The sequence below is a fragment of the Streptomyces sp. NPDC093149 genome, from assembly GCF_044754145.1.
Taxonomy (GTDB): Bacteria; Actinomycetota; Actinomycetes; order Streptomycetales; family Streptomycetaceae; genus Streptomyces.
The window spans coordinates 42,666-68,416 of sequence record NZ_JBIVON010000012.1; the positions used below are offsets into that span (position 1 = coordinate 42,666).

General features: G+C 70.7%; 19 protein-coding genes and 2 pseudogenes. 17 read left to right on the forward strand and 4 right to left on the reverse strand.

Annotation, left to right across the window (positions count from 1 at the left end; translation table 11 throughout):
• Window positions 1–8 precede the first annotated feature (8 nt).
• Window positions 9–2,072, forward strand: a complete 2,064-nt coding sequence (locus ACIQCZ_RS30410) for a PQQ-dependent sugar dehydrogenase (protein ID WP_402286807.1) — start codon at window positions 9–11, stop codon at window positions 2,070–2,072.
• Between the two features lie 98 nt (window positions 2,073–2,170).
• On the opposite strand, the gene ACIQCZ_RS30415 is transcribed toward ACIQCZ_RS30410, so the two are convergent.
• Window positions 2,171–3,970 carry an AMP-dependent synthetase/ligase gene (locus tag ACIQCZ_RS30415; protein ID WP_402287233.1) on the reverse strand — a complete coding sequence of 600 codons (1,800 nt, stop codon included), beginning with the start codon at window positions 3,968–3,970 and terminating at the stop codon, window positions 2,171–2,173.
• 349 nt (window positions 3,971–4,319) lie between these two features.
• Entirely contained in the window at window positions 4,320–5,222 is a 903-nt protein-coding gene (locus ACIQCZ_RS30420; protein ID WP_402286809.1) for a LysR substrate-binding domain-containing protein, read from the reverse strand.
• Window positions 5,223–5,340: 118 nt separating this feature from the next.
• Between ACIQCZ_RS30420 and ACIQCZ_RS30425 the strand changes: the two genes are divergently transcribed.
• Window positions 5,341–6,384, forward strand: a complete 1,044-nt coding sequence (locus ACIQCZ_RS30425; protein ID WP_402286811.1) for a bile acid:sodium symporter family protein — start codon at window positions 5,341–5,343, stop codon at window positions 6,382–6,384.
• Between the two features lie 114 nt (window positions 6,385–6,498).
• On the opposite strand, the gene fdhD is transcribed toward ACIQCZ_RS30425, so the two are convergent.
• Together fdhD and ACIQCZ_RS30435 are read right to left on the reverse strand one after the other, a co-directional pair.
• The gene (gene fdhD / locus ACIQCZ_RS30430; RefSeq protein WP_402286814.1) at window positions 6,499–7,347 is read right to left on the reverse strand and encodes a formate dehydrogenase accessory sulfurtransferase FdhD; all 849 of its coding nucleotides are present in this window, start codon (window positions 7,345–7,347) and stop codon (window positions 6,499–6,501) included.
• Window positions 7,348–7,358: 11 nt separating this feature from the next.
• A pseudogene (locus ACIQCZ_RS30435) lies at window positions 7,359–7,537 on the reverse strand (Fe-S-binding domain-containing protein); the annotation flags it as partial.
• A 187-nt stretch (window positions 7,538–7,724) separates the two neighbouring features.
• Between ACIQCZ_RS30435 and ACIQCZ_RS30440 the strand changes: the two are divergent.
• From ACIQCZ_RS30440 to ACIQCZ_RS30510, 15 genes and pseudogenes are all read left to right on the forward strand, one after another.
• Window positions 7,725–8,675 (forward strand): beta-ketoacyl-ACP synthase III, encoded by a 951-nt coding sequence (locus ACIQCZ_RS30440; RefSeq protein WP_402286817.1) that lies wholly within the window; start codon window positions 7,725–7,727, stop codon window positions 8,673–8,675.
• Window positions 8,676–8,732: 57 nt separating this feature from the next.
• A pseudogene (locus ACIQCZ_RS30445) lies at window positions 8,733–8,933 on the forward strand (GntR family transcriptional regulator); the annotation flags it as partial.
• A 102-nt stretch (window positions 8,934–9,035) separates the two neighbouring features.
• Window positions 9,036–9,821: a DeoR/GlpR family DNA-binding transcription regulator gene (locus tag ACIQCZ_RS30450; RefSeq protein WP_402286820.1), complete on the forward strand. Its 786-nt coding sequence runs from the start codon at window positions 9,036–9,038 to the stop codon at window positions 9,819–9,821.
• Window positions 9,822–9,853: 32 nt separating this feature from the next.
• Window positions 9,854–9,982, forward strand: coding sequence for a hypothetical protein (locus tag ACIQCZ_RS30455; RefSeq protein WP_402286823.1), 129 nt, complete (start codon window positions 9,854–9,856; stop codon window positions 9,980–9,982).
• Window positions 9,979–10,644 (forward strand): NUDIX domain-containing protein, encoded by a 666-nt coding sequence (locus tag ACIQCZ_RS30460; protein ID WP_402286825.1) that lies wholly within the window; start codon window positions 9,979–9,981, stop codon window positions 10,642–10,644. Before ACIQCZ_RS30455 ends, ACIQCZ_RS30460 begins: the two co-directional genes overlap by 4 nt.
• Before the next feature lie 200 nt (window positions 10,645–10,844).
• Window positions 10,845–12,026 carry an ROK family transcriptional regulator gene (locus ACIQCZ_RS30465; protein ID WP_351083038.1) on the forward strand — a complete coding sequence of 394 codons (1,182 nt, stop codon included), beginning with the start codon at window positions 10,845–10,847 and terminating at the stop codon, window positions 12,024–12,026.
• A gap of 239 nt (window positions 12,027–12,265) precedes the next feature.
• Window positions 12,266–13,792, forward strand: a complete 1,527-nt coding sequence (locus ACIQCZ_RS30470; protein ID WP_402286828.1) for a sugar ABC transporter ATP-binding protein — start codon at window positions 12,266–12,268, stop codon at window positions 13,790–13,792.
• On the forward strand, window positions 13,789–14,838 hold the full coding sequence (locus tag ACIQCZ_RS30475) for an ABC transporter permease (protein ID WP_402286831.1): 1,050 nt from the start codon (window positions 13,789–13,791) through the stop codon (window positions 14,836–14,838). The genes ACIQCZ_RS30470 and ACIQCZ_RS30475 overlap by 4 nt, the downstream gene beginning before the upstream one ends.
• 135 nt (window positions 14,839–14,973) lie before the next feature.
• Window positions 14,974–16,011, forward strand: coding sequence for a substrate-binding domain-containing protein (locus ACIQCZ_RS30480; protein WP_402286832.1), 1,038 nt, complete (start codon window positions 14,974–14,976; stop codon window positions 16,009–16,011).
• A gap of 68 nt (window positions 16,012–16,079) precedes the next feature.
• Entirely contained in the window at window positions 16,080–17,318 is a 1,239-nt protein-coding gene (locus ACIQCZ_RS30485) for a Gfo/Idh/MocA family protein (protein ID WP_402286835.1), read from the forward strand.
• A 12-nt stretch (window positions 17,319–17,330) separates the two neighbouring features.
• Window positions 17,331–18,335, forward strand: a complete 1,005-nt coding sequence (locus tag ACIQCZ_RS30490) for a sugar phosphate isomerase/epimerase family protein (protein ID WP_402286838.1) — start codon at window positions 17,331–17,333, stop codon at window positions 18,333–18,335.
• Window positions 18,336–18,684: 349 nt separating this feature from the next.
• Window positions 18,685–22,413, forward strand: a complete 3,729-nt coding sequence (locus tag ACIQCZ_RS30495; RefSeq protein ID WP_402286841.1) for a ThuA domain-containing protein — start codon at window positions 18,685–18,687, stop codon at window positions 22,411–22,413.
• Between the two features lie 151 nt (window positions 22,414–22,564).
• A complete protein-coding gene (locus ACIQCZ_RS30500; RefSeq protein WP_402286844.1) occupies window positions 22,565–23,683 on the forward strand; it encodes an inositol-3-phosphate synthase in 1,119 nt (372 codons plus the stop codon).
• Window positions 23,680–24,882, forward strand: coding sequence for an SCO3242 family prenyltransferase (locus tag ACIQCZ_RS30505; RefSeq protein ID WP_402286846.1), 1,203 nt, complete (start codon window positions 23,680–23,682; stop codon window positions 24,880–24,882). Before ACIQCZ_RS30500 ends, ACIQCZ_RS30505 begins: the two co-directional genes overlap by 4 nt.
• Window positions 24,879–25,736, forward strand: coding sequence for a sugar phosphate isomerase/epimerase family protein (locus ACIQCZ_RS30510; RefSeq protein ID WP_402286849.1), 858 nt, complete (start codon window positions 24,879–24,881; stop codon window positions 25,734–25,736). Before ACIQCZ_RS30505 ends, ACIQCZ_RS30510 begins: the two co-directional genes overlap by 4 nt.
• Window positions 25,737–25,751 lie beyond the last annotated feature (15 nt).

The window sequence follows — 25,751 nt, forward strand, 5'->3', positions numbered from 1 at the left end:
AGGTTCAGATGCAGATCGGAACACTCACCGCGTTACGCAGAAGGGCGGCCGTGCCGGTGGTGGCGCTGCTGTGCACCGCCCTGGTGCAGGCGGTCCCGCAATCCGCCTCCGCGGCAGCCACCCGGTACGAGGCGGAGTCCGCGACGGTCGTGCGGGGCGCCGTGGAGTCCAATCACTCCGGCTACTCCGGGACCGGCTTCGTCAACGGCGACAACGTCGTCGGCAGCTACGTGGAGTTCACCGTCACCGCCGCCTCGGCCGGGACCGGAAGGATCGCCGTCCGGTACTCCAACGGGACGACGGCCGGCCGGGCCGCGGATGTCGCAGTCGACGGTACGGTCGTCTCCGCCGCCCGCCCCTTCGGCGCCACCACCGACTGGAACACCTGGGCCACCTCCACTCTGACCACCCCGGTCAGGGCGGGCAGCAACAAGATCCGGCTGACGTCCACGACGGCCGATGGGCTGCCCAACCTCGACTACGTCGACTTCACGGTCGCCCCGCCGGACACCGAGGCCCCCACCGCACCGGGGCAGCCCAGCTGCTCGGCGATCACCGAGAACAGCCTCACGCTGAACTGGGGCGCCGCGACGGACAACGTGGGCGTCACCGCGTACGACATCTACGAACACGGCAACAAGCTCGCCGAGGCGGCCGGGAACGTCACCGAGAAGAGCCTGACCGGGCTCACGGCCGGGACCACGTACGACATCACCGTGTTCGCGCGTGACGCGGCCGGCAATGTGTCGTCGGTCAGTCCGATCGTGGACTGCACCACCCTGCCCGGCTCCGACACCACCGCGCCCTCCGTGCCGGGCACCCTGTCCGCCTCGGGCCTCACCGCCAACAGCGTCGTCCTGAAGTGGGGCGCCTCGACGGACGACAGGGCCGTCACCGCCTATGAGGTCCGCAGCGGGAGCACCGTCTACAAGACCGTGTCCGGCACCCCGCCCGCCACCACGACCACCCTCACCGGGCTCGCCTGCGCCAGCCCCTACGCCCTGGACGTCGTCGCCAAGGACGCGGCGGGCAATGCCTCGCCGCCCGGCAACACCGTCACCTTCACCACCCCGGCCTGCGCCACCGACGGCGGCGTACCGTCCGGCATCGCCACCGTCTCCACCGGCTGGTCCATCCCCTGGGGCACCTACTGGATGCCCGACGGAAAGACCGCGCTGGTGACCGAGCGGGACAGCTTCAAGGTCTTCAAGGTCACCCCCGGCGGCACCAGGACCCAGGTCGGCACCGTGCCCCAGGCCGTCACGACCGACGGCGAAGGCGGCCTGCTCGGCGTCGCCGTCGACCCCAAGTGGTCCACCAACCACTACGTGTACTTCATGCACACCGCGTCCGAGGGCAACCGGGTCGCCCGCATGACGTACGACGGCACCTCGCTCGGCGGATACACGGTCCTGCTCCAGGGGATCAAGAAGAGCAGGTACCACAACGGCGGACGGCTCGTCCTCGGCCCCGACGGCTATCTGTACGCCTCGACCGGCGAGGCCCAGACCCCCGACCTCGCCCAGGACAAGAACTCGCTGAACGGCAAGATCCTGCGGATGACCACGGACGGCAGGCCCGCTCCCGGCAACCCGTTCGGCAACTACGTCTACAGTTACGGCCACCGCAACCCGCAGGGCCTCGCGTTCGACCGCAACGGCCGCCTGTGGGAGGCGGAGTTCGGCGACAGCAAGAAGGACGAGCTCAACCTCATCAAGCCGGGGAACAACTACGGCTGGCCCGTCTGCGAGGGCAGCTGCTCCACCGCCGGAATGACCAACCCGAAGAAGACCTGGAGCGTCTCCGAAGCCTCGCCCAGCGGGATCGCCATCGTCCGCAACGTCATCTACATGGCCGCGCTGAAGGGCGAGAGGCTGTGGCGGGTGCCGATCACCGGTGACACCGAGAACCTCGGCACGCCGAGCGCCTACTACGTCGGCACCTACGGGCGACTGCGCACGGTCACCCAGGTGCCCGGCCAGGACCAGCTCTGGCTCTCCACCACCAACTGCGACAACAAGGGGAACCAGCCGGACGGCTCGGACAAGCTGTTCCGCATCTCGATCACGTAGCCCGTGCTCCACCGCTGGGGCACGACCGTGCCTCAGAGCCTGTCGGGTGAACTCCGACCGGGCGGAAGCGGTCCGATCCGAGGCCACCCGACAGGCTCTCAGCGGTACAGCGCGTCGACCTCCACCGCGTACGCCGTCTCGATCGCCTTGCGCTTCAGCTTCAGCGACGGGGTGAGCAGACCGTGCTCCTCGCTGAACGGATGCGCCAGGATCCGGAACGTACGGATCGACTCGGCCTGCGAGACGGCCGTGTTGGCGGCCACCACCGCCCGCCGTACCTCCATCTCCAGGTCCGGATCGCGCACCAGCTCCTCCGTCCTCATCGGCACCCGCCCCTGCATCACGAGCCAGTGGTCCACCGCCTCCTGGTCCACCGTGACCAGTGCCGCGATGTACGGCCGGTCGTTGCCGACGACGATGCACTGAGCGACCAGCGGATGTGCCCGTACCCGCTCCTCCAGACCGGCCGGTGACACGCTCTTGCCGCCCGACGTCACCAGGATCTCCTTCTTCCGGCCGGTGATCGTCAGATAGCCCTCCTCGTCGAGCGCCCCCAGGTCCCCGGTGGCCAGCCAGCCGTCGCGCAGCACCGCGTCGGTGGCCTCCGGCGCCCCGAGATAGCCCGCGAACACATTGGCGCCGTGCACCCACACCTCGCCGTCCTCGGCGATGTGCACCGTGGTGCCGGGGATCGGCTGCCCGACCGTGCCGTACCGCGTGCGTTCCGGCGGATTGGCGGTGGCCGCCGCGGTCGACTCGGTCAGCCCGTACCCCTCGTACACCGTGACGCCCGCGCCCTCGAAGAACAGCCCGAGCCGCCGCTCCATCCCCGAACCGCCGGACATGGCGTGCCGGATCCGGCCGCCCATCGCCTCGCGCACCTTCCTGTACACGACCTTGTCGAAGAACTGGTGCTGCACCCGCAGTCCGGCGGACGGCCCGGGACCGGCCCCGAAGGCCCGTTCCTCCATCGCCTCGGCATACTTCACCGCGATGTCCACGGCCTTGTCGAACGGCCCGGCGCGCCCCTCGGCCTCCGCCTTGCGCCGGGCCGCGTTGAAGACCTTCTCGAAGATGTACGGCACCGCCAGGATGAACGTCGGCCGGAACGACACCAGGTCCGGCATCAAAGCCTTCGCCGACAGCTCCGGCTGATGGCCCAGCCTCACGCGGCCGCGCACGGCGGCGACCTCGACCATGCGGCCGAAGACGTGCGCCAGGGGCAGGAAGAGCAGCGTGGCGGCCTCGTCGCCCGGCCTGGAGCGGAAGACCGACTGCCAGCGGGAGGCCATGGTGTCCGTCTCGAACATGAAATTGGCGTGCGTGATCACACAGCCCTTGGGGCGTCCGGTCGTCCCCGAGGTGTAGATGATGGTCGCCACCGATTCGGGTGTCACCGCGCGCCGGTGCCGGTGCACCACCTCGTCCTCGACATGGGCACCCGCGCCGACGAGCTCGGTCACCGCGTCCGCGTCGAGCTGCCAGAGCCGCTGGAGCCGGGGCAGCCGGTCGATCACCGAGGCGACCGTCATGGCGTGGTCCTCGTGCTCGACCATGACGGCGGACACATCGGCGTCGTGCAGCATCCAGAAGACCTGCTCGGCCGAGGAGGTCGGGTAGACCGGTACGGACTGGGCACCGATTGTCCACAGGGCGAAGTCGAAGAGCGTCCACTCGTAGCGCGTACGCGACATCAGGGCCACCCGGTCGCCGAACCTGACGCCGTGCGCGATCAGCCCCTTGGCGAGGGCCAGCACCTCGTCGCGGAATGTCGCCGCAGCGACATCCCGCCAGTGGCCGTTCTCGTCCTTCCGGCCGAGCGCGACCCGGTGCGGATCCTCCTCGGCGTAGTCGAACACCACATCGGCCAACCCGCCCACGAGGGGCGCGGCCGCCATGGGCGGGACAGTGAACTCGCGCAATGACCTGCTCCTTGTGGCGCTCCGCACAGCGCCGTGACGCTACCCCACGGGACGGCGCGGCGGGAGGGGCCCGAACCGGCGGACAACGTGGCATATGCACAGGTCAGCCACCGAAATCCGGCCAGATGGGCAAGGCTCGGGCGCGGCTGGGACCACGGAGTAAGCGGCCGGAGGCGGAATCTCCACCGAATCTGTACGTCGCGGTCACTGCCGTTCCGGGTGGATACGGGGGCATTGGTCCGCGGATGGTCCGACGCCCGTCGGCCCGCGCCGGGTCGGCCTCGCCACCGCGGCTGCCGTCCGCTCTCCCCGTGACGGCGTACCGCTATGCATCGACCCGGCCGCTGAGCGAACCGATCGTGCCGACGTCTCGGATCAGCCGGTCGCCGCCCGCCAGGATCGCCGCCGCCAGGGCGTCCGCGGCCTCCTGGGCTCCGTCCCGGCGGCGGCCGTGCAGCAGGACGAAGTCCACGTCGCCGAGGTCCGGCAGCCCCGCTCTGGCCGGCACCGGCGTCAGGCCCGGCGGGATCAGACCCCGGCTGTGAGCCATCACGCCGAGCCCCGCGCGGGCCGCCGCGATCAGTCCACTGAGACTGGTGCTCGTACAGGCGATCCGCCAGGACCGGCCGTGCTCCTCCAGGACCTCCAGCGCGCGGGCCCGGGTGATGCCCGGCGGCGGGAAGAGCACCAGTGGAACCGGACGGTCCGGGTCGATCCGCAGCCGGGGCGCGCCGATCCAGGTCAGCGCGTCGTGCCGCACCAGTTCTCCGTGCGTGTCGCCGGTGCGCAGCTTGGCGAGGACGAGATCCAGCCGGCCCGCCGCCAGTCGCTGGTGCAGCGTTCCGGACAGCTCCACCGTCAGCTCCAGCTCGACATCCGGATGGTCGCGACGGAACGACTCCAGGATCTCCGGCAGCCGGGTCAGTACGAAGTCCTCGGAGGCCCCGAACCGCAGCCGCCCGCGCAGCCGGGTGCCGGCGAAGAAGGCCGCGGCCCGCTCATGGGCCTCAAGTATCGTCCGGGCGAAACCGAGCATCGCCTCGCCGTCCGGCGTGAGATCGACCCGGTGCGTGTCCCGGGCGAACAGCTGGCGCCCCGCCGCTTCCTCCAGCCGCCGCACATGCTGGCTGACCGTGGACTGCCGTACCCCGAGCCGGCGGGCGGCCTGCGTGAAACTCAGCGTCTGGGCCACGGCGAGAAAGGTGCGCAGCTGCGCGGGGTCGTACATGAGGCCAGGCTATCGCGAACCGTGATGACAGTGAGAGCGGTGTGCGGGATTCCCGATCGCCTTGATCGAGAGCAGGATGGGCAGGGCACGACCGGACCGACAGAAGCATGTGGAGCACATGAGCCGCCGCACCTCGAAGCTGCCGACCTGGCTGCCGATCGACCCGTACATCCTGGCGCTGATCGGCACGGTCGTGCTCGCCGCGGTTCTGCCCGCGTCGGGGACCGCCGCGGATCTGGCGGGCGGCGCCTCCACCGGAGCGGTCGCCCTTCTCTTCTTCCTGTACGGCGCCCGCCTCTCCACCGCCGAGGCGCTCGACGGCCTCAAGCACTGGCGTCTCCATCTCACCGTCCTGGTCTGCACTTTCGTCGCATTTCCGCTCCTCGGCCTGGCGGGCAGGGGGCTGGTGCCGTACGTCCTGACGCCGCAGCTCCACAGCGGTTTCCTCTTTCTCTGCCTCGTCCCCTCGACCATCCAGTCCTCGATCGCCTTCACCTCGATCGCCCGCGGCAATGTGCCGGCGGCGATCTGCGCGGGCTCCTTCTCCTCGATCGCCGGAATCCTCCTCACCCCGCTGCTCGCGGCCGTGCTGCTCGGCAACAGCGGCGGCGGGTTCTCGGCGGACGCACTGCTGAAGATCGCGGTGCAACTGCTGCTGCCGTTCGTCGCGGGGCAGTTGCTGCGCCGTTGGATCGGTGGCTTCCTCACCCGTCACAGGAAAGTCCTCGGCCGTGTCGACCGGGGCTCGATCCTGCTCGTCGTCTACACGGCGTTCAGTGAGGGCATGGTCGCGGGCATCTGGTACCAGGTCACCCCGGCCCGGTTCGGGGCGCTGCTCGCTGCCGAGGCGGTGCTGCTCGCGCTGATGCTCATCCTGACCTGGTACGGGGCGAAGCGGCTCGGCTTCGACCGGGAGGACCGGATCGCCATCCAGTTCGCCGGTTCGAAGAAGAGCCTGGCCTCCGGGCTCCCGATGGCGAGCGTCCTGTTCGGGGCGCAGGCGTCCCTTGCCGTGCTGCCGCTGATGCTCTTCCATCAGATGCAGCTCATGGTGTGTGCGGTGATCGCCAAGCGCCGCTCGCGCGATCCGCTGGAGGAGAACCCCGGCGGGGCGGCGCGGACGAGCGGTCCGGCGACGGAGGAGTCCTTGGCGGTGGGCTGAGACCGCCCCGGGAACGCGCCCTCGCGGATGTGCACGCCACAAGACGGGCCCGGTCGGCGCGGGGAGTGCTCCTTGCCGGTCGGCACTCGGGCCCGTGCGGCCGGGCGGGGAGCCTCAGCCCCGGTCGGCCGTCGTCCCCAGGGCGACGCGCTCCTCGCCCGCGTACACGTTCATGGAAGGACCCCGCAGAAAACCGACCAGGGTCAGTCCGGTCTCGGCCGCCAGGTCGACGGCGAGGGACGACGGTGCCGAGACCGCCGCGAGCACGGGGATGCCGGCCATCACCGCCTTCTGGGCCAGCTCGAAAGAGGCCCGTCCCGACACCAGCAGAATCGTGCGGGACAGCGGCAGCCGGCCGTCCGTCAGGGCGCGGCCCACCAGCTTGTCGACCGCGTTGTGCCGGCCGACGTCCTCCCGGACGTCGAGCAGCTCACCCGTCTCGGAGAACAAGGCCGCCGCGTGCAGGCCCCCCGTCCGGTCGAAGACCCGCTGCGCGGCGCGCAGCCGGTCGGGGAGGGCGGCCAGCAGGGCGGGCTCCACCCGGACCGGGGGAGCGTCGGCGATGGGATGCCGGGTCGTGGTGCGCACCGCGTCGAGGCTCGCCTTGCCGCACAGCCCGCAGGACGACGTGGTGTACACGTTGCGTTCGAGCGTGATGTCGGGGACAGCGACACCGGGGGCGAGTCTCACATCCACCACGTTGTACGTGTTGACGCCGTCCGCCGTGGCCCCGGCGCAGTAGACGATCTGCTGCACCTCGGATCCGTCGCCGATCACGCCCTCGCTCACCAGGAAGCCCGCCGCCAGTGCGAAGTCGTCGCCCGGCGTCCGCATCGTGATGGCGAGCGGCTTGCCGTTCAGCCGGATCTCCAGGGGCTCCTCGGCGACGAGCGTGTCGGGGCGCGTCGAGACCTTCCCGTCCCGGATGCGAATGGTGCGTCGACGCTCGGTGACCCGTCCCATAGCGGTGAAACCCGATTCTGTACGTGGTGTCGTCGGAAGCCGAACCGGCCCTGGATGCAGAGGTTGCCGCAGGTCACCCCTGATCGTCGTGCGGTGAGGTGAGCTCGGCGAGCTCATTGTCCCGCACGTGGAGTGTGACATTGCAGCCGACGCCGCAGTACGCGCCGACCTCGGTGGTCCGGGCCCGGGCCAGGGGTGGGGGCAGCGCACGATCCGAAGTCGCCAGAATTGTCTACAGAATGCTTTCCGAGTGGTCAAGGCTGTTGCCAAGCCTCCAATGAGCGGCGGTGATTCCTGTGGGATCACGTGCCCCTGTACCGGGCGGTAGCGACCAAGACTGGATGGTTCCTGCCATATGTAGCGAGGGGATCCTGTACATGACCGGCTCACGCGTCGTGGCGCTCGGCCACTATCAGCCCGCCCGGGTGCTCACCAACGACGATCTGGCGGCCATGGTCGACACCAGTGACGAGTGGATCACCAGCCGCGTCGGCATCAAGACCCGACACGTCGGAGGTCCTGACGAGCCGGTGGACGAGATGGCCGCGCACGCGGGGGCCAAGGCGCTCGCCTCGGCGGGGCTGCAGCCCGCCGAGGTCGATCTGGTTCTCGTCGCCACCTCCACCGCGATCGACCGTTCGCCGAGTATGTCGGCGCGGGTCGCCGCCCGCCTCGGTATGGGATCCCCCGCGGTGATGGACATCAATGTGGTCTGCTCCGGGTTCACCCACGCCCTCGCCACCGCCGACCATGCGATCCGGGCGGGCGCGGCCGACCGCGTCCTCGTCATCGGCGCCGACAAGATGGCGGACATCGCCGACTGGACCGATCGCAGCACCTGTGTGCTGCTCGGTGACGGGGCCGGCGCGGCGGTCGTCGTCGCCGACCCGGGCGGCGGGGACCTGCCCGGGATCGGACCCGTCCTGTGGGGTTCGGTGCCGGAGATGGGGAACGCGGTGCGGATCGAAGGGACGCCCCCACGATTCGCGCAGGAGGGGCAGTCCGTGTACCGCTGGGCCACCACGCAGTTGCCGCCGATCGCCCGCAAGGTGTGCGAGAAGGCCGGTGTCGCCCCCGAGGATCTGGCCGCGGTGGTACTGCACCAGGCCAACCTGAGGATCATCGAGCCGGTCGCCAGGAAGATCGGCGCGGTCAACGCGGTCATCGCCCGGGATGTCGTGGACTCCGGCAACACGTCCGCGGCCTCGATCCCGATGGCCCTGTCCAAGCTGGTCGAGCGCGGCGAGGTGCACAGTGGTGCGCCGGTGCTGCTGTTCGGCTTCGGCGGGAATCTCTCGTACGCGGGTCAGGTCATCCGCTGCCCCTGAGGGACGTTGCGCTCGGTAACGGCCTGGTGCACATGGCGAGCGGGCTCCCGGCGTCGTCTCGGGCTGTCCGGACAACCGGTACGGGAGGCGTTGCAGCGGCTCGACACCGAGGGCCGGGTCGACCTCCGGCCCGCGCAGGGCGCGTCCGTGCACGAGCCCACGGAGGACGAGGCGGACCAACTGCTCTCGGTCCGCACCCTCCCGGAGGCCGAGGCCGAGGCCGAGGCCGCCCGTCCCGCCGCGGCGGGGCTTCGAGCCTCGGCCCTTTTCCGCGTTCCGCGCCGCCGGGTCGCTCCGATGCCGCCCCGACTTTCGCACACATCGATGTTCAATCGAACATTGATGTGTTAGAAATGAGTCATGGGTGTCGCCAATCGTCTGGACCTGACCCTGCGATTGGTGCAGGGCTCCGACCGGGTTTCCGTGTCGGAGCTCTCCCATCGTCTGGGGGTCTCCGAGATGACCGTCCGCCGGGACCTCGACGTACTGGAGCGCCAGGGGCTGGTGCGCAGGGTGCGCGGCGGTGCGGTCGCCACGCGTTCACGCGAGGACGGCGCGGGCTTCGCGGCCCGTGAGCCGTGGCAGGCCGCTACGAAGGACCGGCTCGGTGCGGCCGTGGCCGCGATGATCGAGCCGGGATCGCGGGTGCTCCTGGACGCAGGTACCACGACTGTGCACGTCGCCGGGTATCTGGCCGAACGGGCCCCCCTGACCGTGGCGGTGCTCAGTCTTCAGGCCGCTGTCCGTCTGGCGGACCGGCCTGGGATCGACCTGCTGGTCGTGGGCGGCCGGTCCCGCCCCGGTGAACGGTCACTGGTCGGTCCGTCGGCCCTGCGCACCCTCGAAGCGCTGGCCTTCGACTGCTTCGTACTGTCCATCGGCGGGGTGCACGCCGAGTACGGCTGGTCGGAGTTCTCGCTGGACGACGCGGCCGTCAAACAGGCCGCGCTCGCGCAGTCGGACCGGACCATCGCCGTCGCCGATGCGACCAAGCTCGGGGTGCGCGCGTTCAGCCAGGTCGCCGCCGTGGGCGCGGTGGACGTGTTCGTCACCGACAGCGCGGCCCAGGACGCCGACACCCACCCCAACGGCCCGTCGACGCTGGCGGCCCTGCGCGATGCGGGCGTCCGCACCGTCCTGGCCTGAGGAAATCGGATCCACCGCAAGGAGTGCAGCTCATGACCGCTGTTCCACGACCGCTGATCATTCCGGTCGCCGACCCCTCGCACTGCGCGGACCGGATGGTCGCGCGGGCCCGGGGCCTGGACGCCCACACCGCCATCGACGACGTCCCGGCCGCACGGTGACCGCGGGCGTGGACACCCCGGACCGCCGCGGGCGCACCGGCCTGGACCGGCACGGCCGCGATCTGGCCGGCAATCCGCGGGTGCGCATCAGGGACGTGGAGGTGCTGTCCTGCGACTGGTACGTCCTGCGCAGAACGACCTTCGACTATCAGCACAGCGACGGCCACTGGAGCACCGAACAGCGCGAGACCTACGACCGGGGCGACGGCGCCACGATCCTGCTCTACGAACCCGATCGCCGCACCGTTGTGCTGACCCGTCAGTTCCGCCTGCCCGCCTACGTGAACGGGCACCGGGACGGGATGCTGATCGAGACCCCCGCCGGGCTGCTCGACGGCGACAGTCCCGAGGAGGCCATCCGCAGGGAGGCGGCCGAGGAGACCGGACATGTCGTGGGCGCCCCCCAGCGGGTCTTCGACGTCTATATGAGCCCCGGCTCGGTCACCGAACGCCTGCACTTCTTCGCCGCCCCCTACCGTTCGACGGCCGACACCGCCGACGGGTACGGACACGGGGTCGCGGCCGAGGGCGAGGACATCGAAACCGTGGAACTCCCCTTCGACGAGGCCCTCTCCATGGTCCGCAGCGGTGCCATCGCCGATGCCAAGACCATCATGCTGCTCCAGTGGGCGGCCCTGGACGGCCCCTACCGGCAGCGCTGACCCCCGACCCGCACGCGCCACCGGTCGGGAGGCCGCATCGGCAGCGGGCGCGTGATTCGGTCGAACGGCTTTGTCCTCGGTGTGGAGAAAGTTGTAGCGGATTCCTGCGCAACTTCTTCCCACTCCCGGCAACCGCTGCTACGTTCCCCTCGAAAGCCCGACGGACAGGCCGATGTGGCGGGGAGAGGCGCGTGAGACGTATGACGGCACGACCCGCGAATGCGCATCAGGCGCGACTGCTCCGGCTGTTGCGCGACGGCGGGCCCAACTCACGGGCACAGCTGGGGGATCAGGTGGATCTCTCCCGCTCCAAGCTCGCCGTCGAGGTCGACCGGCTGCTGGAGACCGGACTCGTCGTGGCCGACGGACTCGCCGCATCCCGCGGCGGGCGTCGCTCGCACAACATCCGGCTCGCCCCGCAACTGCGCTTCCTCGGCGTCGACATCGGTGCCACATCCGTCGATGTGGCCGTCACCAACGCCGAGTTGGAGGTCCTGGGTCACCTCAACCACCCCATGGACGTGCGTGAAGGCCCCGTCGCCGTCTTCGAGCAGGTGCTGGCCATGGCCGCCAAGCTCCGGGCCTCCGGGCTCGCCGAGGGCTTCGACGGCGCGGGCATCGGCGTGCCCGGCCCGGTCCGCTTCCCCGAAGGCGTACCGGTCGCGCCACCGATCATGCCCGGCTGGGACGGCTTCCCGGTCCGCGAGGCGCTCAGCCAGGAACTGGGCTGCCCCGTCATGGTCGACAACGATGTGAACCTGATGGCGATGGGGGAGCAGCACGCGGGCGTCGCACGTTCCGTGGGCGACTTCCTCTGCGTCAAGATCGGCACGGGCATCGGCTGCGGCATCGTCGTGAGCGGCGAGGTCCACCGCGGTACGACGGGCAGCGCCGGGGACATCGGCCACATCCAGGTCGAACCCGAAGGACGCGCCTGCGCGTGCGGCAACCGGGGCTGCCTGGAAGCCCATTTCAGCGGTGCCGCGCTCGCCCGTGACGCCGAGGACGCGGCGCGTGCCGGGCAGTCGGCGGAACTCGCGGGCCGGCTGGAGGCGTCCGGAAAGCTCACCGCCGCCGATGTGGCAGCCGCCGCGGCGGCCGGTGACGCCACCTCGCTCGACCTGATCCGCGAGGGCGGCAACCGGGTCGGTCAGGTCATCGCGGGACTCGTCAGCTTCTTCAATCCCGGCCTGGTCGTGATCGGCGGAGGTGTCACCGGCCTCGGGCACACGCTCCTCGCCAGCGTCCGGACCCAGGTCTACCGGCAGTCGTTGCCGCTGGCCACCGGCAATCTCCCCATCGTTCTGGGCGAGTTGGGACCGGCCGCCGGAGTGATCGGCGCCGCCCGGCTCATCAGCGACCACCTGTTCTCACCGGCCTGACTCCGGGCCGGCAGCACCTGGGCAACCCCACCACCACACCCGGCAAGCACGCACTCGCACACTCAGGCAGCACGCACTCGCACACCGGAAGCACGCACACCAGCGCCCCCGGGCAAGCATCCGCACACCGACAACACCCGCACCACCGCACCTGGTACCGCCCTGCCCACTCACCGGCCCTCCCCGAGCTCTCGGCTGCGCTCGAACAGGGGAGACCGCACTCGCCGAGGGGATTCGTCATGGCACCAGAACCACCCCTGCTCACCATGTCCGGCATCACCAAATCGTTCCCCGGAGTGCGCGCCCTCGACGGCGTGGACCTGGAGGTCCAGGCCGGCGAAGTCCACTGTCTCCTCGGGCAGAACGGCGCCGGCAAGTCCACTCTCATCAAGGTGCTCGCCGGGGCCCACCAGCCCGACGGCGGCGAGATCACCTGGCACGGCGCACCGGCCGTGCTCAAGTCGCCCATGGCCGCGATGCGCCTGGGCATCGCCACCATCTACCAGGAACTCGACCTGGTCGAGGGGCTGTCGGTCGCCGAGAACGTCTTCCTCGGCCATGAACCCACCACCGCCCGCTTCGTCGTCCGCACCCGGGAGGGCCGCACGGCGGCGGCCGCGCTGCTGAGACGTCTCGGTCATCCGGAGATCGACCCCTCCAGGGCCGTCGGTGAGCTGTCCGCCGCACAGCAGCAGATCGTCTCCATGGCGCGGGCGCTCTCCCACGACGTCCGGCTCATCGTGATGGACGAGCCGTCCGCCGCACTCGACCCCGACGAGGTCGACAACCTCTTCCGCATCGTCACCTCCCTCACGGCCGACGGGGTGGCCGTCGTGTACATCTCGCACCGCCTGGAGGAGATCCGCAGGATCGGCGACCGGGTGACCGTGCTCAAGGACGGCCGCGCCGTCGCCGTGGGGCTGCCCGCCAAGTCCACGCCCACGCGCGACATCGTTGCGATGATGACCGGCCGCAATGTCGAGTACGTCTTCCCGCCGCGCACCACGGACGGCGCGGCAGCGACGGCGACGGAGCCGGTACTGAAAGTCGTGGGGCTGACCAGGAAGGGGGAATTCGACCCGGTGGACCTGGAGCTTCGGCCCGGCGAGATCGTCGGCCTGGCCGGCCTCGTCGGATCGGGGCGCTCCGAGATCCTGGAGACGGTCTACGGCGCCCGCAGGCCGAGCGCCGGACATGTCACCGTGGCCGGCACACCGCTCAGGCCCGGCAGCGTACGCGCGGCCGTCGCCGCCGGGATCGGACTCGCCCCCGAGGAACGCAAGGCGCAAGCCCTGCTGATGCTCGAATCCGTCACCCGTAACGTCTCCGTGTCCACGATGTCGCGCTTCTCCCGCGCCGGTTGGATGGACCGCGGGGCCGAGCGCCGGGCGGCGCGCGCCGCCACCCGCGAACTCTCATTGCGGCCCGACAACCCGGACACCCCCGTCCGGACGCTCTCCGGCGGCAACCAGCAGAAGGCCGTCCTGGCGCGCTGGCTGCTGCGGGGCTGTCGGGTCCTGCTGCTCGACGAACCGACCCGCGGTGTCGATGTCGGCGCCCGCGCCGAGCTCTACGCCGTGATCCGACGGCTGGCCGACGAAGGCCTCGCCGTCCTGCTCGTCTCCAGCGAGGTGCCCGAGGTGCTGGGCCTCGCCGACCGGGTGCTGGTGCTCCGCGAGGGCCGCGTCGTGCACGCGGCGGATGCCCGGGAGCTCGACGAGCACCGCGTACTCGACCTAGTGATGGAAGGGAGCCCGACGTCATGACGCAGCCCGTCTCCTCGACGCAGCAGGGCGGGCCGGACGAGGGAGCCGCCCCCGCCCCGGTCGCCGGACCACGGAGCAAGGACGGACCTCCGCGCGCCTTCGGCCTGCGCGCGGACGTCCGCAACCTCTCGCTCCTGGGCGTCCTCGCCGCACTGATCGTGGTCGGTGGAATCACCGAGCCCGACGCCTTCCTGGACACCGGGAACCTCCAGCTGATCCTCACGCAGTCGTCCGTCATCGGCGTCGTCACCGTCGGCATGACCTTCGTCATCACCAGCGGCGGCATCGACCTGTCGGTGGGTGCGATGGTCGCGCTCGCCTCCGTCTGGGCGACCACGCTCGCCACCCAGGAGTACGGTTTCGCCGGAATCCTGTTCACCGCGGTGATCGTCGGACTCGGTGCCGGACTGGTGAACGGACTGCTCATCGCGTACGGCCGGATGGTGCCGTTCATCGCGACGCTGGCGATGCTCGCCTCGGCCCGGGGGCTCGCCCTCCAGATCACCGACGGCAAGACCCAGATCGTCACGGTCCAGTCCGTACTGGACCTGGGTCTGCCCGACTCCTATGTCCTCGGCATCCCGCCCCTGGTCATGATGTTCGCCGCGGTGACCGTCATCGGCTGGCTGGTGCTGAACCGCACGACCTTCGGACGGCGTACGGTCGCGGTCGGCGGCAACGCGGAAGCGGCCAGGCTGGCCGGCATCGACGTACGACGGCAGCGGCTCTACCTCTATCTGCTCTCCGGGCTGTGCTGCGGCATCGCGGCGTTCATGCTGATCATCCTGTCCGGCTCGGGGCAGAACACCAACGGCAATCTGTACGAGCTCGATGCCATCGCCGCCGCGATCATCGGCGGGACCCTGCTCAGCGGTGGGCGCGGCACGATCGTCGGCTCCGTACTCGGCGTCCTCGTCTTCACCACCATCACCAACATCTTCGCGCTCAACAATCTGCAGAGCGATGTGCAGCAGATCGCCAAGGGCGCGATCATCGTCGCCGCCGTCCTCGTCCAGCGCCGCACCTCCGCGCACGGGGAGACCTGAGACCCGGCGGATCAGGCCCGGACGGGCCCGCGCCCCGCCCCGCCCCCGTCGGCTCCGTCACTCCGCCCCACCCACCCCCCCCGCCCCGAACGCCACCTGTGACACGTCACGTATCGGATGAAGGGTTTGACAGCCATGCCAGAAACCAGCCGCAGACGACTGCTCTTCGGCTCCGCGGCCGTCTCCGCGGGCGCCCTGCTCACCGCCTGCACCAGCAACGAACCCAAGACCAAGGACACCGCGCAGAGCAGCGTCCCCGCCGCCGACGACAAGCCCGGCAAGCCCGTCACCATCGGCTTCGCCGGCCCGCAGGCCGACCACGGCTGGCTCAACGCCATCAACGAGAACGCCAAGTCACGGGCGGCGAAGTACTCCGAGGTGACACTGGAGACCACCGAGGGCTCCAATGACACCGCCGCCCAGATCGGCCAGGTCAAGACCCTCATCAACAAGAAGGTCGACGTCCTCGTCATCCTTCCCGCCGACGGCAAGGCGCTGACCCAGGTCGGCCTGGAGGCCATGCGGGCCGGCATCCCCGTCATCAATCTGGACCGGATCTTCGCCTCTCCGCAGGCCTACCGCTGCTGGGTCGGCGGTGACAACTACGGCATGGGTCTCAACGCCGGTACGTACATCGGCGAGCAGCTCAAGGACAAGGCGGACGCCAAGGTCGTCGAGCTGGCCGGCATCGACAACCTGGAGCTCACCAAGCAGCGCAGCCAGGGCTTCGCCGACGCGTTGAAGAACTACCCCAACGTCAAACTGGTGGCACGTCAGGCCGCCGACTTCACCGTCGAGTCGGGCCAGGCCAAGATGGCCCAGCTGCTGCAGGCGCAGAAGAAGTTCGATGCCCTGTGGAACCACGACGACGACCAGGGTGTGGGCGCGCTGCGCGCCATCCAGCAGGCGGGCCGCGACGAGTTCCTGATGGTCGGCGGCGCCGGCGCCAAGTCCGCGATGGACGCCATCAAGGCCGACAACAGTGTGCTGAAGGCCACCGTTCTCTATCCGCCGACGATGGCCGCGTCCGCCATCGACCTGGCCCGCGCCCTCGGACAGGGCAAGGGGCTCGGCGGCCTGGCCGAGCTGGAGATCCCGACCAATCTCACGCTCTACTCGGCCGTGGTCACCAAGGAGAACATCGACCAGTACCTGCCGACGGGCTTCAGCTGATCCGCCCCGCGGGAGGGTGCTGACCCTCCTGCCGCCCCCATCGAACGACCGACGAGGAGGAAGCCCGGATGGCCCGTAGGGAAGATACGGATCAGGAGGCCGCAGCGCCGCCGACGGACCGGCCGACGACGAGTGTGCCGGTGCTCGGAGTCGGCATGGTCGGATACGCGTTCATGGGCGCCGCCCACTCACAGGGCTGGCGCACCGCGGGACACGTCTTCGAACTGCCCATGAAACCGGCTCTCGCCGCGATCTGCGGCCGTGACCGGGCAGCGGTCGACGCGGCCGCGGCCCGCCATGGCTGGGCGGCCGCGGAGACCGACTGGCGGGCCCTGATCGACCGGGAGGACGTACAGCTCGTCGACATCTGCACCCCCGGCGACAGCCATGCCGAGATCGCCATCGCCGCCCTGGAGGCCGGCAAGCATGTGCTGTGCGAGAAGCCGCTCGCCAACACGGTCGCCGAGGCCGAGGCCATGGTCGAGGCCGCGGAGCGCGCGGCGGTCCGCGGCCAGGTCGCGATGGTGGGCTTCAACTACCGCAGGGTGCCCGCGATCACCTACGCCAGGCAGCTGATCGCCGACGGCCGGATCGGCACCCTGCGACATGTTCGCGCCACCTATCTCCAGGACTGGCTCGTCGATCCCGAATCACCGCTCACCTGGCGGCTGAAGCGGGAACACGCGGGCTCGGGAGCGCTCGGCGACCTGGGGGCGCACATCGTGGACCTGGCCCAGTTCCTGGCGGGGGAGCCGCTGGTCGGGGTGTCCGCGGTCAGCGAGACGTTCGTGCGTGAACGGCCGGTGCTCGCCGGGGCCTCGGCCGGGCTCTCCGGAGCCGCGGACCCGGGCGCGCGGGGTGCGGTCACCGTCGACGACGCGGCGCTGTTCACCGGCCGGCTCGCGTCCGGGGCGCTGGCCTCGTTCGAGGCGACCCGGATGGCGGCCGGACGGAAGAACGCGCTGCGGCTGGAGATCAACGGGGAGCGCGGCTCGCTCGCCTTCGATCTGGAACGGCTCAACGAGCTGTCCTTCCACGACCAGACCGAGGCCGCCACCACGGCGGGATTCCGGCGCATCCTCGTCACCGAGCCCCAACACCCCTACCTGGAGGCGTGGTGGCCGCCGGGTCACGCCCTCGGATACGAGCACACCTTCGTCCACCAGGCCCGCGACCTCGTGCGGACGATCGCCGAAGGGACCGCCCCCGCACCGTCGTTCGCCGACGGCCTGCAGGTGCAACGGGTGCTCGCAGCGGTGGAGGAGAGCGCCGAGAAGAACTCCGTACACACCCCCGTAGTCCTCTAGGAGGTCCCGCGCATGCCCCGTCCCTTCACACTCTTCACCGGTCAGTGGGCCGACCTGCCGCTGGAGGAGGTCTGCCGGCTCGCCCGGGACTTCGGCTACGACGGACTCGAACTCGCCTGCTGGGGCGACCACTTCGAGGTCGAGAAGGCGCTGTCCGACCCCGGCTACCTGGACGGGCGGCGGCAGCTGCTCGACAAGTACGGGCTGAAGTGCTGGGCGATCTCCAACCACCTCGTCGGCCAGGCCGTCTGCGACAACCCGATCGACGAGCGGCACCAGGGGATCCTGCCCGCGCGGATCTGGGGCGACGGCGACCCCGAAGGGGTACGTCGCCGGGCGGCCGAGGAGATCAAGAACACCGCCCGCGCGGCCGCCGCCTTCGGGGTGCGCACCGTCATCGGATTCACCGGATCCTCGATCTGGCACCTGGTCGCCATGTTCCCGCCGGTCCCGCCGCACATGATCGAGCGCGGGTACGAGGACTTCGCCGATCGCTGGAACCCGATCCTGGACGTCTTCGACGCGGAGGGCGTGCGGTTCGCCCACGAGGTCCACCCGAGCGAGATCGCGTACGACTACTGGACCACGCACCGCGCCCTGGAGGCCGTCGGCCACCGGGCGGCATTCGGGCTGAACTTCGACCCGAGCCACTTCGTCTGGCAGGACCTCGACCCGGTCAACTTCCTGTACGACTTCCGGGACCGGATCTACCACGTGGACTGCAAGGAGGCACGCAGGCGCCTGGACGGCCGGAACGGTCGTCTCGGTTCCCACCTGCCGTGGGGCGACCCGAGGCGCGGCTGGGACTTCGTCTCCGCCGGACACGGCGACGTGCCCTGGGAGGACGTCTTCCGGATGCTCCGGTCCATCGCGTACGAGGGGCCGGTGTCCGTGGAGTGGGAGGACGCGGGGATGGACCGGCTGGCGGGCGCGCCGGAAGCGCTTGCCACGCTGAAGCGGTACGACTTCGAGCCGCCGTCGGCGTCGTTCGACGCGGCGTTCGGAGGTGGGGACTGAGGGGTCCGTCCGGGGGCGCCGCCCCCGGGACCGGCTCCTCCGTCGTCGGAGGAGCCGGAATCCGGCCGAGCGCCGGTTCGGGAGGGGTGGGCCGGGAGCGGGAACTCGCGGCCGTCCCGCGCTCAGCCCTGCCCTCACCCCACTTTGTCCTGGCGCAGGAAAAAGTTCGACACGACCGTTGCGCAAGGGCTATCCGTCCCGGACGAACAGGTCTACCGTCCACAACGTGTACATGACATGACCTGGGTCACAGGCGCCCCATCGGCCCCATATGACCTGCGCGGCAGTCCCCGCGCAGAACGGCACGGCAGCACCCGCCCGTACAACCGGCACTCTCCGGAGGACACTCGTGCACAGAACAAGAACCAGAAGCAGGAACCGAACGCGGCTCCGCGCCCGCAAATCCCTCGCGCTGCTCACCGGCGGCCTGCTCGCGGCGGCAACCCTCGCGCTGGGCGCCTCGCCCGGAGCGGCCGCGACGGGACCGTCCTCGCCGGCCGCCGCCGACGCGGCGGCGGAGGAATTCCAGCAGGTCACCCTCGCCAAGGGGGCAGCCGAGACCGGTGAGCCCATGACCCTCGCCGTCCTTCCCGACCGCAGCGTGCTGCACACCTCGCGCACCGGCGAGCTGCGTCTCACCGACAGCGGCGGGAACACCCGCGTGGTGGGGTCCGTCCCCGTGTACTCGCACGACGAGGAGGGGCTCCAGGGCGTCGCGATCGACCCCGACTTCAGCAAGAACCGGGCCATCTACCTCTACTACGCGCCCCCGCTGGACACCCCCTCCGGAGACGCCCCCGAGAACGGCACGGCCGCCGACTTCGCCAAGTTCGACGGCGTCAACCGCCTGTCGCGCTTCGTCCTGAAGGACGACGGCACTCTCGACAACGCCAGCGAGAAGAAGATCCTCGACATCCCGACCTCGCGCGGCATGTGCTGCCACGTCGGCGGCGACATCGACTTCGACGCCCAGGGCAACCTGTACCTGTCGACCGGTGACGACACCAACCCGTTCGCCTCCGACGGCTACACCCCGATCGACCAGCGCCCCGACCGCAACCCGGCGTTCGACGCCCGGCGCAGCGCGGGCAACACCAACGACCTGCGCGGCAAGATCCTCCGGATCAAGGTCGCCGACGACGGCTCGTACACCATCCCCGACGGGAACCTCTTCGCACCCGGTACGGACAAGACCCGCCCCGAGATCTACGCGATGGGCTTCCGCAACCCGTTCCGCTTCTCCGTCGACAAGGCCACCGGCATCCTCTACGTCGGCGACTACGGACCCGACGCGGGCGCGGCCGATCCCAAGCGGGGCCCGTCGGGCCAGGTCGAGTTCGCCCGGGTGACCGAGCCGGGCAACTTCGGCTGGCCGTTCTGCACCGGGAACAACGACGCGTACGTCGACTACGACTTCGCGACGAAGACGTCCGGCGCGTCCTTCGACTGCGCCGCGCCGAAGAACACCTCTCCGCACAACACCGGTCTCGTCGACCTCCCGCCCGCCCAGCCCGCCTGGATTCCTTACGACGGCGGATCCGTACCCGAGTTCGGCACCGGATCCGAGTCCCCGATGGGCGGACCCGTCTACCACTACGACGCCGACCTCGACTCGCCCGTGAAGTTCCCCGAGTCCTACGACGGGCAGTTCTTCGCCGGAGAGTTCGGCCGGCGCTGGATCAAGGCCATCAAGCACGACGCCGACGGCACCGTCCGGTCCATCAACCCCGTCCCGTGGACCGGGACCCAGGTGATGGACATGGCCTTCGGACCCGACGGGGCGCTGTACGTACTCGACTACGGCACCAGCTGGTTCGGCGGCGACGCGAACTCCGCCCTCTACCGCATCGAGAACGCCACCGGCGGGCGCTCTCCCAACGCGGTGGCATCGTCCGACAAGACCTCCGGCACGGCACCGCTCAAGGTGAACTTCTCCTCGGAGGGCACCGTCGACCCCGACGGCGATCCCCTGACGTACGCCTGGAACTTCGGTGACGGCGGCACCTCGACCGCCGCCAACCCCACCTACACGTACAAGAAGAACGGCACCTACACGGCGACCGTCACCGCCAAGGACCCGACCGGCCGGACCGCCTCGGCGAGTGTCCATGTCACGGTCGGCAACACGGCGCCGAAGGTGGAGCTGAAACTCCCCGGTGACGGGCAGCTGTTCAGCTTCGGCGACGACATCCCGTTCAAGGTGACCGTCACCGATCCCGAGGACGGCACGATCGACTGCTCCAAGGTCGAGGTCCGCTTCGTCCTCGGCCACGACAGCCACGGCCACCCCATCACCACCGTCAACGGCTGCACCGGCACGATCAAGACCGCCGTCGACGGCGGCCACGACCCGAACGCCAACATCTTCGGGGTCATCGACGCCTCCTACACGGACGGCGGAGGCGGCGGCCAGGCATCCCTGTCCGGTCACGACCAGGCCCAGCTCCAGCCGCGGCACCGCCAGGCCGAGCACTTCAGCGCCTCGTCGGGGATCAAGGTCTACGACAAGGCGACCGCCAACGGCGGAAAGACCGTCGGCGACATCCACAACGACGACTGGATCTCCTTCAAGCCGTACATCCTCGGCGACTCCAACAAGCTCACCGCCCGCATCGCGTCCGGTGGCAGCGGAGGCTTCCTGGAAGTCCGGGCAGGCTCGGTGACCGGTACGCTCCTCGGCTCGACCCCGGTGCCGGTGACCGGTGGCTGGGAGAACTTCCAGGACGTCGACGTACCGCTGCGGAACGTTCCCAAGAAGGCCACCGAGCTCTTCCTCGTCTTCAAGGGAGGCGACGGAGCGCTGTACGACGTCGACGACTTCGAACTCACCCACAGCACCGCCGGCAAGACCGCCAAGCGGGTCCTGGTCTTCTCGAAGACGGCCGGCTTCCGCCATGACGCGATCCCCGACGGCATCGCCGCGCTGAAGGAACTCGGCAAGGGCAGCGACATCACCGTCGACGCGACGGAGGAGGCCCGCCAGTTCACCACCGCGAACCTGGCGCGGTACGACGCCGTCGTCTTCCTCTCGACGACCGGTGACGTGCTCGACGCCGATCAGCAGAAGGCGTTCGAGAACTACGTGGCCAACGGGGGCGGCTACATGGGCGTCCACGCGGCGGCGGACACCGAGTACGACTGGCAGTTCTACGGCGGACTCGTCGGCGCGTACTTCTCCTCGCACCCCGCGATCCAGCCCGCCACCGTCCGCGTCGAGGACCACAAGCACCCGGCGACCGCCCACCTCGACGACGAGTGGAACCGCACCGACGAGTGGTACAACTACCGCACCAACCCGCGCGGTCAGGCCAAGGTCCTCGCCACACTCGACGAGACGACCTACACCGGCGGCACCATGAAGGGCGATCACCCGATCACCTGGTGCCAGAGCTACCAGGGCGGCCGCTCCTTCTACACCGGACTCGGCCACACCAAGGAGTCGTACGCCGAACCGGCCTTCCGTCAGCTCCTGCTCGGCGGCATGCGGTACGCGGCCGGCCAGGTGAAAGCCGACTGCAAGCCCGACACCGGCTACCGGTCCATCTTCAACGGCAAGACGCTCGAAGGGTGGAAGCAGGCCGGTCCCGGCAAGTTCGACATCGTCGACGGTGAACTGCGCTCCGTGGGTGGCATGGGTCTGCTCACCTACCAGGCCAAGGAGCTCGGGGCGTACTCGCTCAAGCTCGACTGGAAGATGGAGGGCGACGACAACTCCGGTGTCTTCGTCGGCTTCCCGGAGTCCGACGACCCCTGGTCCGCGGTGAACAACGGCTACGAGGTCCAGATCGACGCCACCGACGCACCCGACCGCACCACGGGCTCGATCTACACCTTCAAGGCGGCGGACATCAAGGCCCGCGACCAGGCGCTGCGCCCGCCCGGCCAGTGGAACAGCTACGAGATCAAGGTCCGGGGCGAACGTCTCCAGGTCTTCCTCAACGGGGTGAAGATCAACGACTTCACCAACACCGATCCGGTGCGGAGCCTGAAGAACGGATACATCGGCCTGCAGAACCACGGTGCCGATGACCATGTGTCCTTCCGCAACATCCAGTTGAAGGAGCTGCCCTCCACGTAGGGCGATGCACCCGGCCGACGACGGGCGGGGAAGGTCCGTCCTCCCCGCCCGCCGTCACCACGCGAGACCCAGCCCCTCGTCCATCCCGTTCCCCCGTCGCACAGCGCCACCCGCTCTGCCCAGCCAGGATCCCCAGCCAGGGAGGCAGCCAGTGACAGCACCCGCCGTTCGCACCGGAGTCTGGTTCATCGGAGCACGCGGCTCCGTCGCCACCACCGCCACGGCGGGATGCGCGGCGGTCGCGGCGGGGCTCCACCCGGCGGCCGGCATGGTCACCGAGACCCCGCCGTTCGCGGCCAGTGGACTGCCCGCCCTCACCTCACTGGTCTTCGGCGGGCACGACACCGTCGGCTGCCCGCTGCCCAAACGTGCCGAGGCGCTGGCCGCCGGAGGAGTCCTGCCGTACGGCCTTCCCGCCGCCGTACGCTCCGAACTCGACGCCGCCGACGCCGAGATCCGGCCCGGCGGACCGCTGCCCGGCGACACCCGCGACGACGAGGCGCTCATCACCGCCTTCGCCGCCGACCTCGCCGACTTCGGACAGCGCCACGGCCTGGCCAGGACGGTCGTGATCAATGTCGCCTCCACCGAACCCGTCCCGGCCCCCGGCGGCCGTCGGCTGCCCGCCAGCTCCCTGTACGCCGCGGCGGCGCTCCGGGCCGGTTGTCCGTACATCAACTTCACCCCCTCCACCGGGCTGCGCACCCCCGCCCTTCAGGACACCGTCGCGGACTGCGGACTTCCTCACGCGGGCCGCGACGGCAAGACCGGCCAGACGCTGCTGCGCTCCGTGCTCGCCCCGATGTTCGTGCAACGGGCCCTGCCCGTACGGGCCTGGTCCGGCACCAACCTGCTGGGGGGCGGCGACGGAGCGGCACTGGCCGACCCGGGCGCGGCCGCGGCCAAGAACGCGGGCAAGGAACGCGTCCTCGCCGACACGCTGGGAACCGCGCCCGAGGGCGAGGTCCACATCGACGACGTGCCGGCACTCGGCGACTGGAAGACGGCCTGGGACCACATCGCGTTCGACGGATTCCTCGGGGCGCGCATGGTCCTCCAGACGACCTGGCAGGGCTGCGACTCCGCACTGGCCGCACCACTGGTCCTCGACCTGGCCAGACTCGTCGCCCGAGCCCACGAGAAGGGACTGACCGGCCCGCTGCCCCAGCTCGGCTTCTACTTCAAGGATCCGGACGGCGGACCCGCCGCGCTCTTCGAGCAGTACACGGCGCTGCTCGCCTTCGCCGAGACGCTGCGGGGGGAGAAGTGACGGTACGGGCCTGGGCGGAACTGCTGCGGGTGTCGGCGCTGTTCACCGTCCCCGGGGACGCGCTGGCGGGGGCGGCGGCGACGGGCCTGCGTCCCGACCGCGGTACCGCGCTCGCCGTCGGCGCCTCGCTCTGTCTGTACGAGGCGGGCATGGCGCTCAACGACTGGGCGGACCGTGACGAGGACGCCGTCGACCGCCCGCACCGCCCGATCCCCTCGGGGCGGATCTCTCCCGGCGCGGCCCTCGCGGCGGCGGGCGCGCTGACGGCCGCGGGCCTGGGCCTCGCCGCCCGTGCGGGCCGCCCCGCCCTCGCAGTTGCCGCGGGACTGGCGGCGACGGTCTGGGCGTACGACCTCCGCCTCAAGCACACCCCGGCGGGACCGGCGGCGATGGCGGCGGCGCGAGGCCTGGACCTGCTGCTCGGCGCCACCGCCACCGGGGCGACGACGGGGACGGCGGGGCAGGGTCCGGACCGGGGCTCGCGTGCGGGGTCGGGGCGGGGACGGGGTTCTGGACGGGAATCGCTCTCGGTCCCGGGCCGGGTTCCGCCCTTCGGCTCGCTTCCGATTCGGGTTCCGGTTCGGGTTCCGGTCCCGGTCTCGCGTTCGGGCTCCGGATCGCGTCCGGGTGCGGCCGTGATCCCGGCCTCCGGTTCCGGTCCGGCCTCCGCCGCGGGCGGCGCCGCGCGTGGTTCCGTGCTCGGCGCACTCCCGGCGGCCGGCCTGCTCGGGGCCCACACGTACGCCGTCACCGCCGTCTCCCGCCACGAGGCGCAGGGCGGATCCACCATCACCCCCCTGGCCGCGCTCGCGGCCACGGCCGCACTCGGAGCCGCGGCCCTGCGCGAGCGACGCGGGCCGCGCGGCGCCGAGGCCGCGACCCGGGACACGGGGTGCGGCGGAAAGGAAAAGGCGTACCGGTCGGACCCGTCGCCGACGCCCGGCGTCACGACCGCCCCCCGCCTCCTCCTCACCGCCCTCACCGGCGCCTACTTCCGCACCGCCGCCGGGCCCCTCCTCCACGCCGCCCTCAACCCGTCCCCGCCGCTCACCCAGCGCGCCGTCGGCGGCGGCATCCGGGCCATGATCCCGCTCCAGGCGGCTCTGGCCGTCCGAGCCGGAGCGGCCGGAACAGGGCTCGCCGTCATGGGACTGGTCCCACTCGCCCGCACTCTCGCCCGGAAGGTGAGCCCCACATGACGATCCGCTTCGGCTACGGCACCAACGGGCTCACCGACCTCCGCCTGGACGACGCCCTCGGCCTCCTTGCCGATCTCGGGTACGACGGGGTCGGCCTGACTCTCGACCACATGCACCTCGACCCCCTCGCCCCGGATCTCGCCGCCCGCACCCGCCAGGTGGCCTCCAGGCTCCGGGAGCTGGGCCTGGGCGTCACCGTCGAGACCGGCGCCCGCTACGTCCTCGACCCCCGCCGCAAGCACGGCCCGTCCCTCCTCGACCCGGACCCGGAGGCTCGCGCCGCCCGCACGCGGCTGCTCGTCCGCGCCGTCGGCGTCGCCGCCGACCTCGGGGCCCACGCCGTGCACTGCTTCAGCGGCATCACCCCACCGGACACCACCCCCGACACCGCGTGGCAGCGGCTCACCGAATCCCTCGCGCCCGTCCTGGACGCCGCCGACCGCGCCGGCATTCCCCTGGCGATCGAACCCGAACCCGGACACCTCCTCGCCACCCTCGCCGACTTCCACCACCTGCGCGTCCTCAGCGGAGACCCACCGTCTCTCGGACTCACCCTCGACATCGGCCACTGCCAGTGCCTCGAACCGGTCGCGCCCGTCGACTGCGTCCGCGACGCCGCCCCCTGGCTGCGGCACGTCCAGATCGAGGACATGCGCCGGGGCGTCCATGAACACCTCCCGTTCGGCGAGGGCGAGATCGACTTCCCGCCCGTTCTCGAAGCGCTCGACGCCCTGCCGGACACCGGGTACCGCGGCCTCGCCGTCGTCGAACTGCCCCGGCACTCCCACGCCGGTCCCGAACTCGCCCGCACCTCGATCGAGTTCCTCCGCAAGCACAGCCCGTCGAGCCGCTGAAACCGCCGAAGGGAG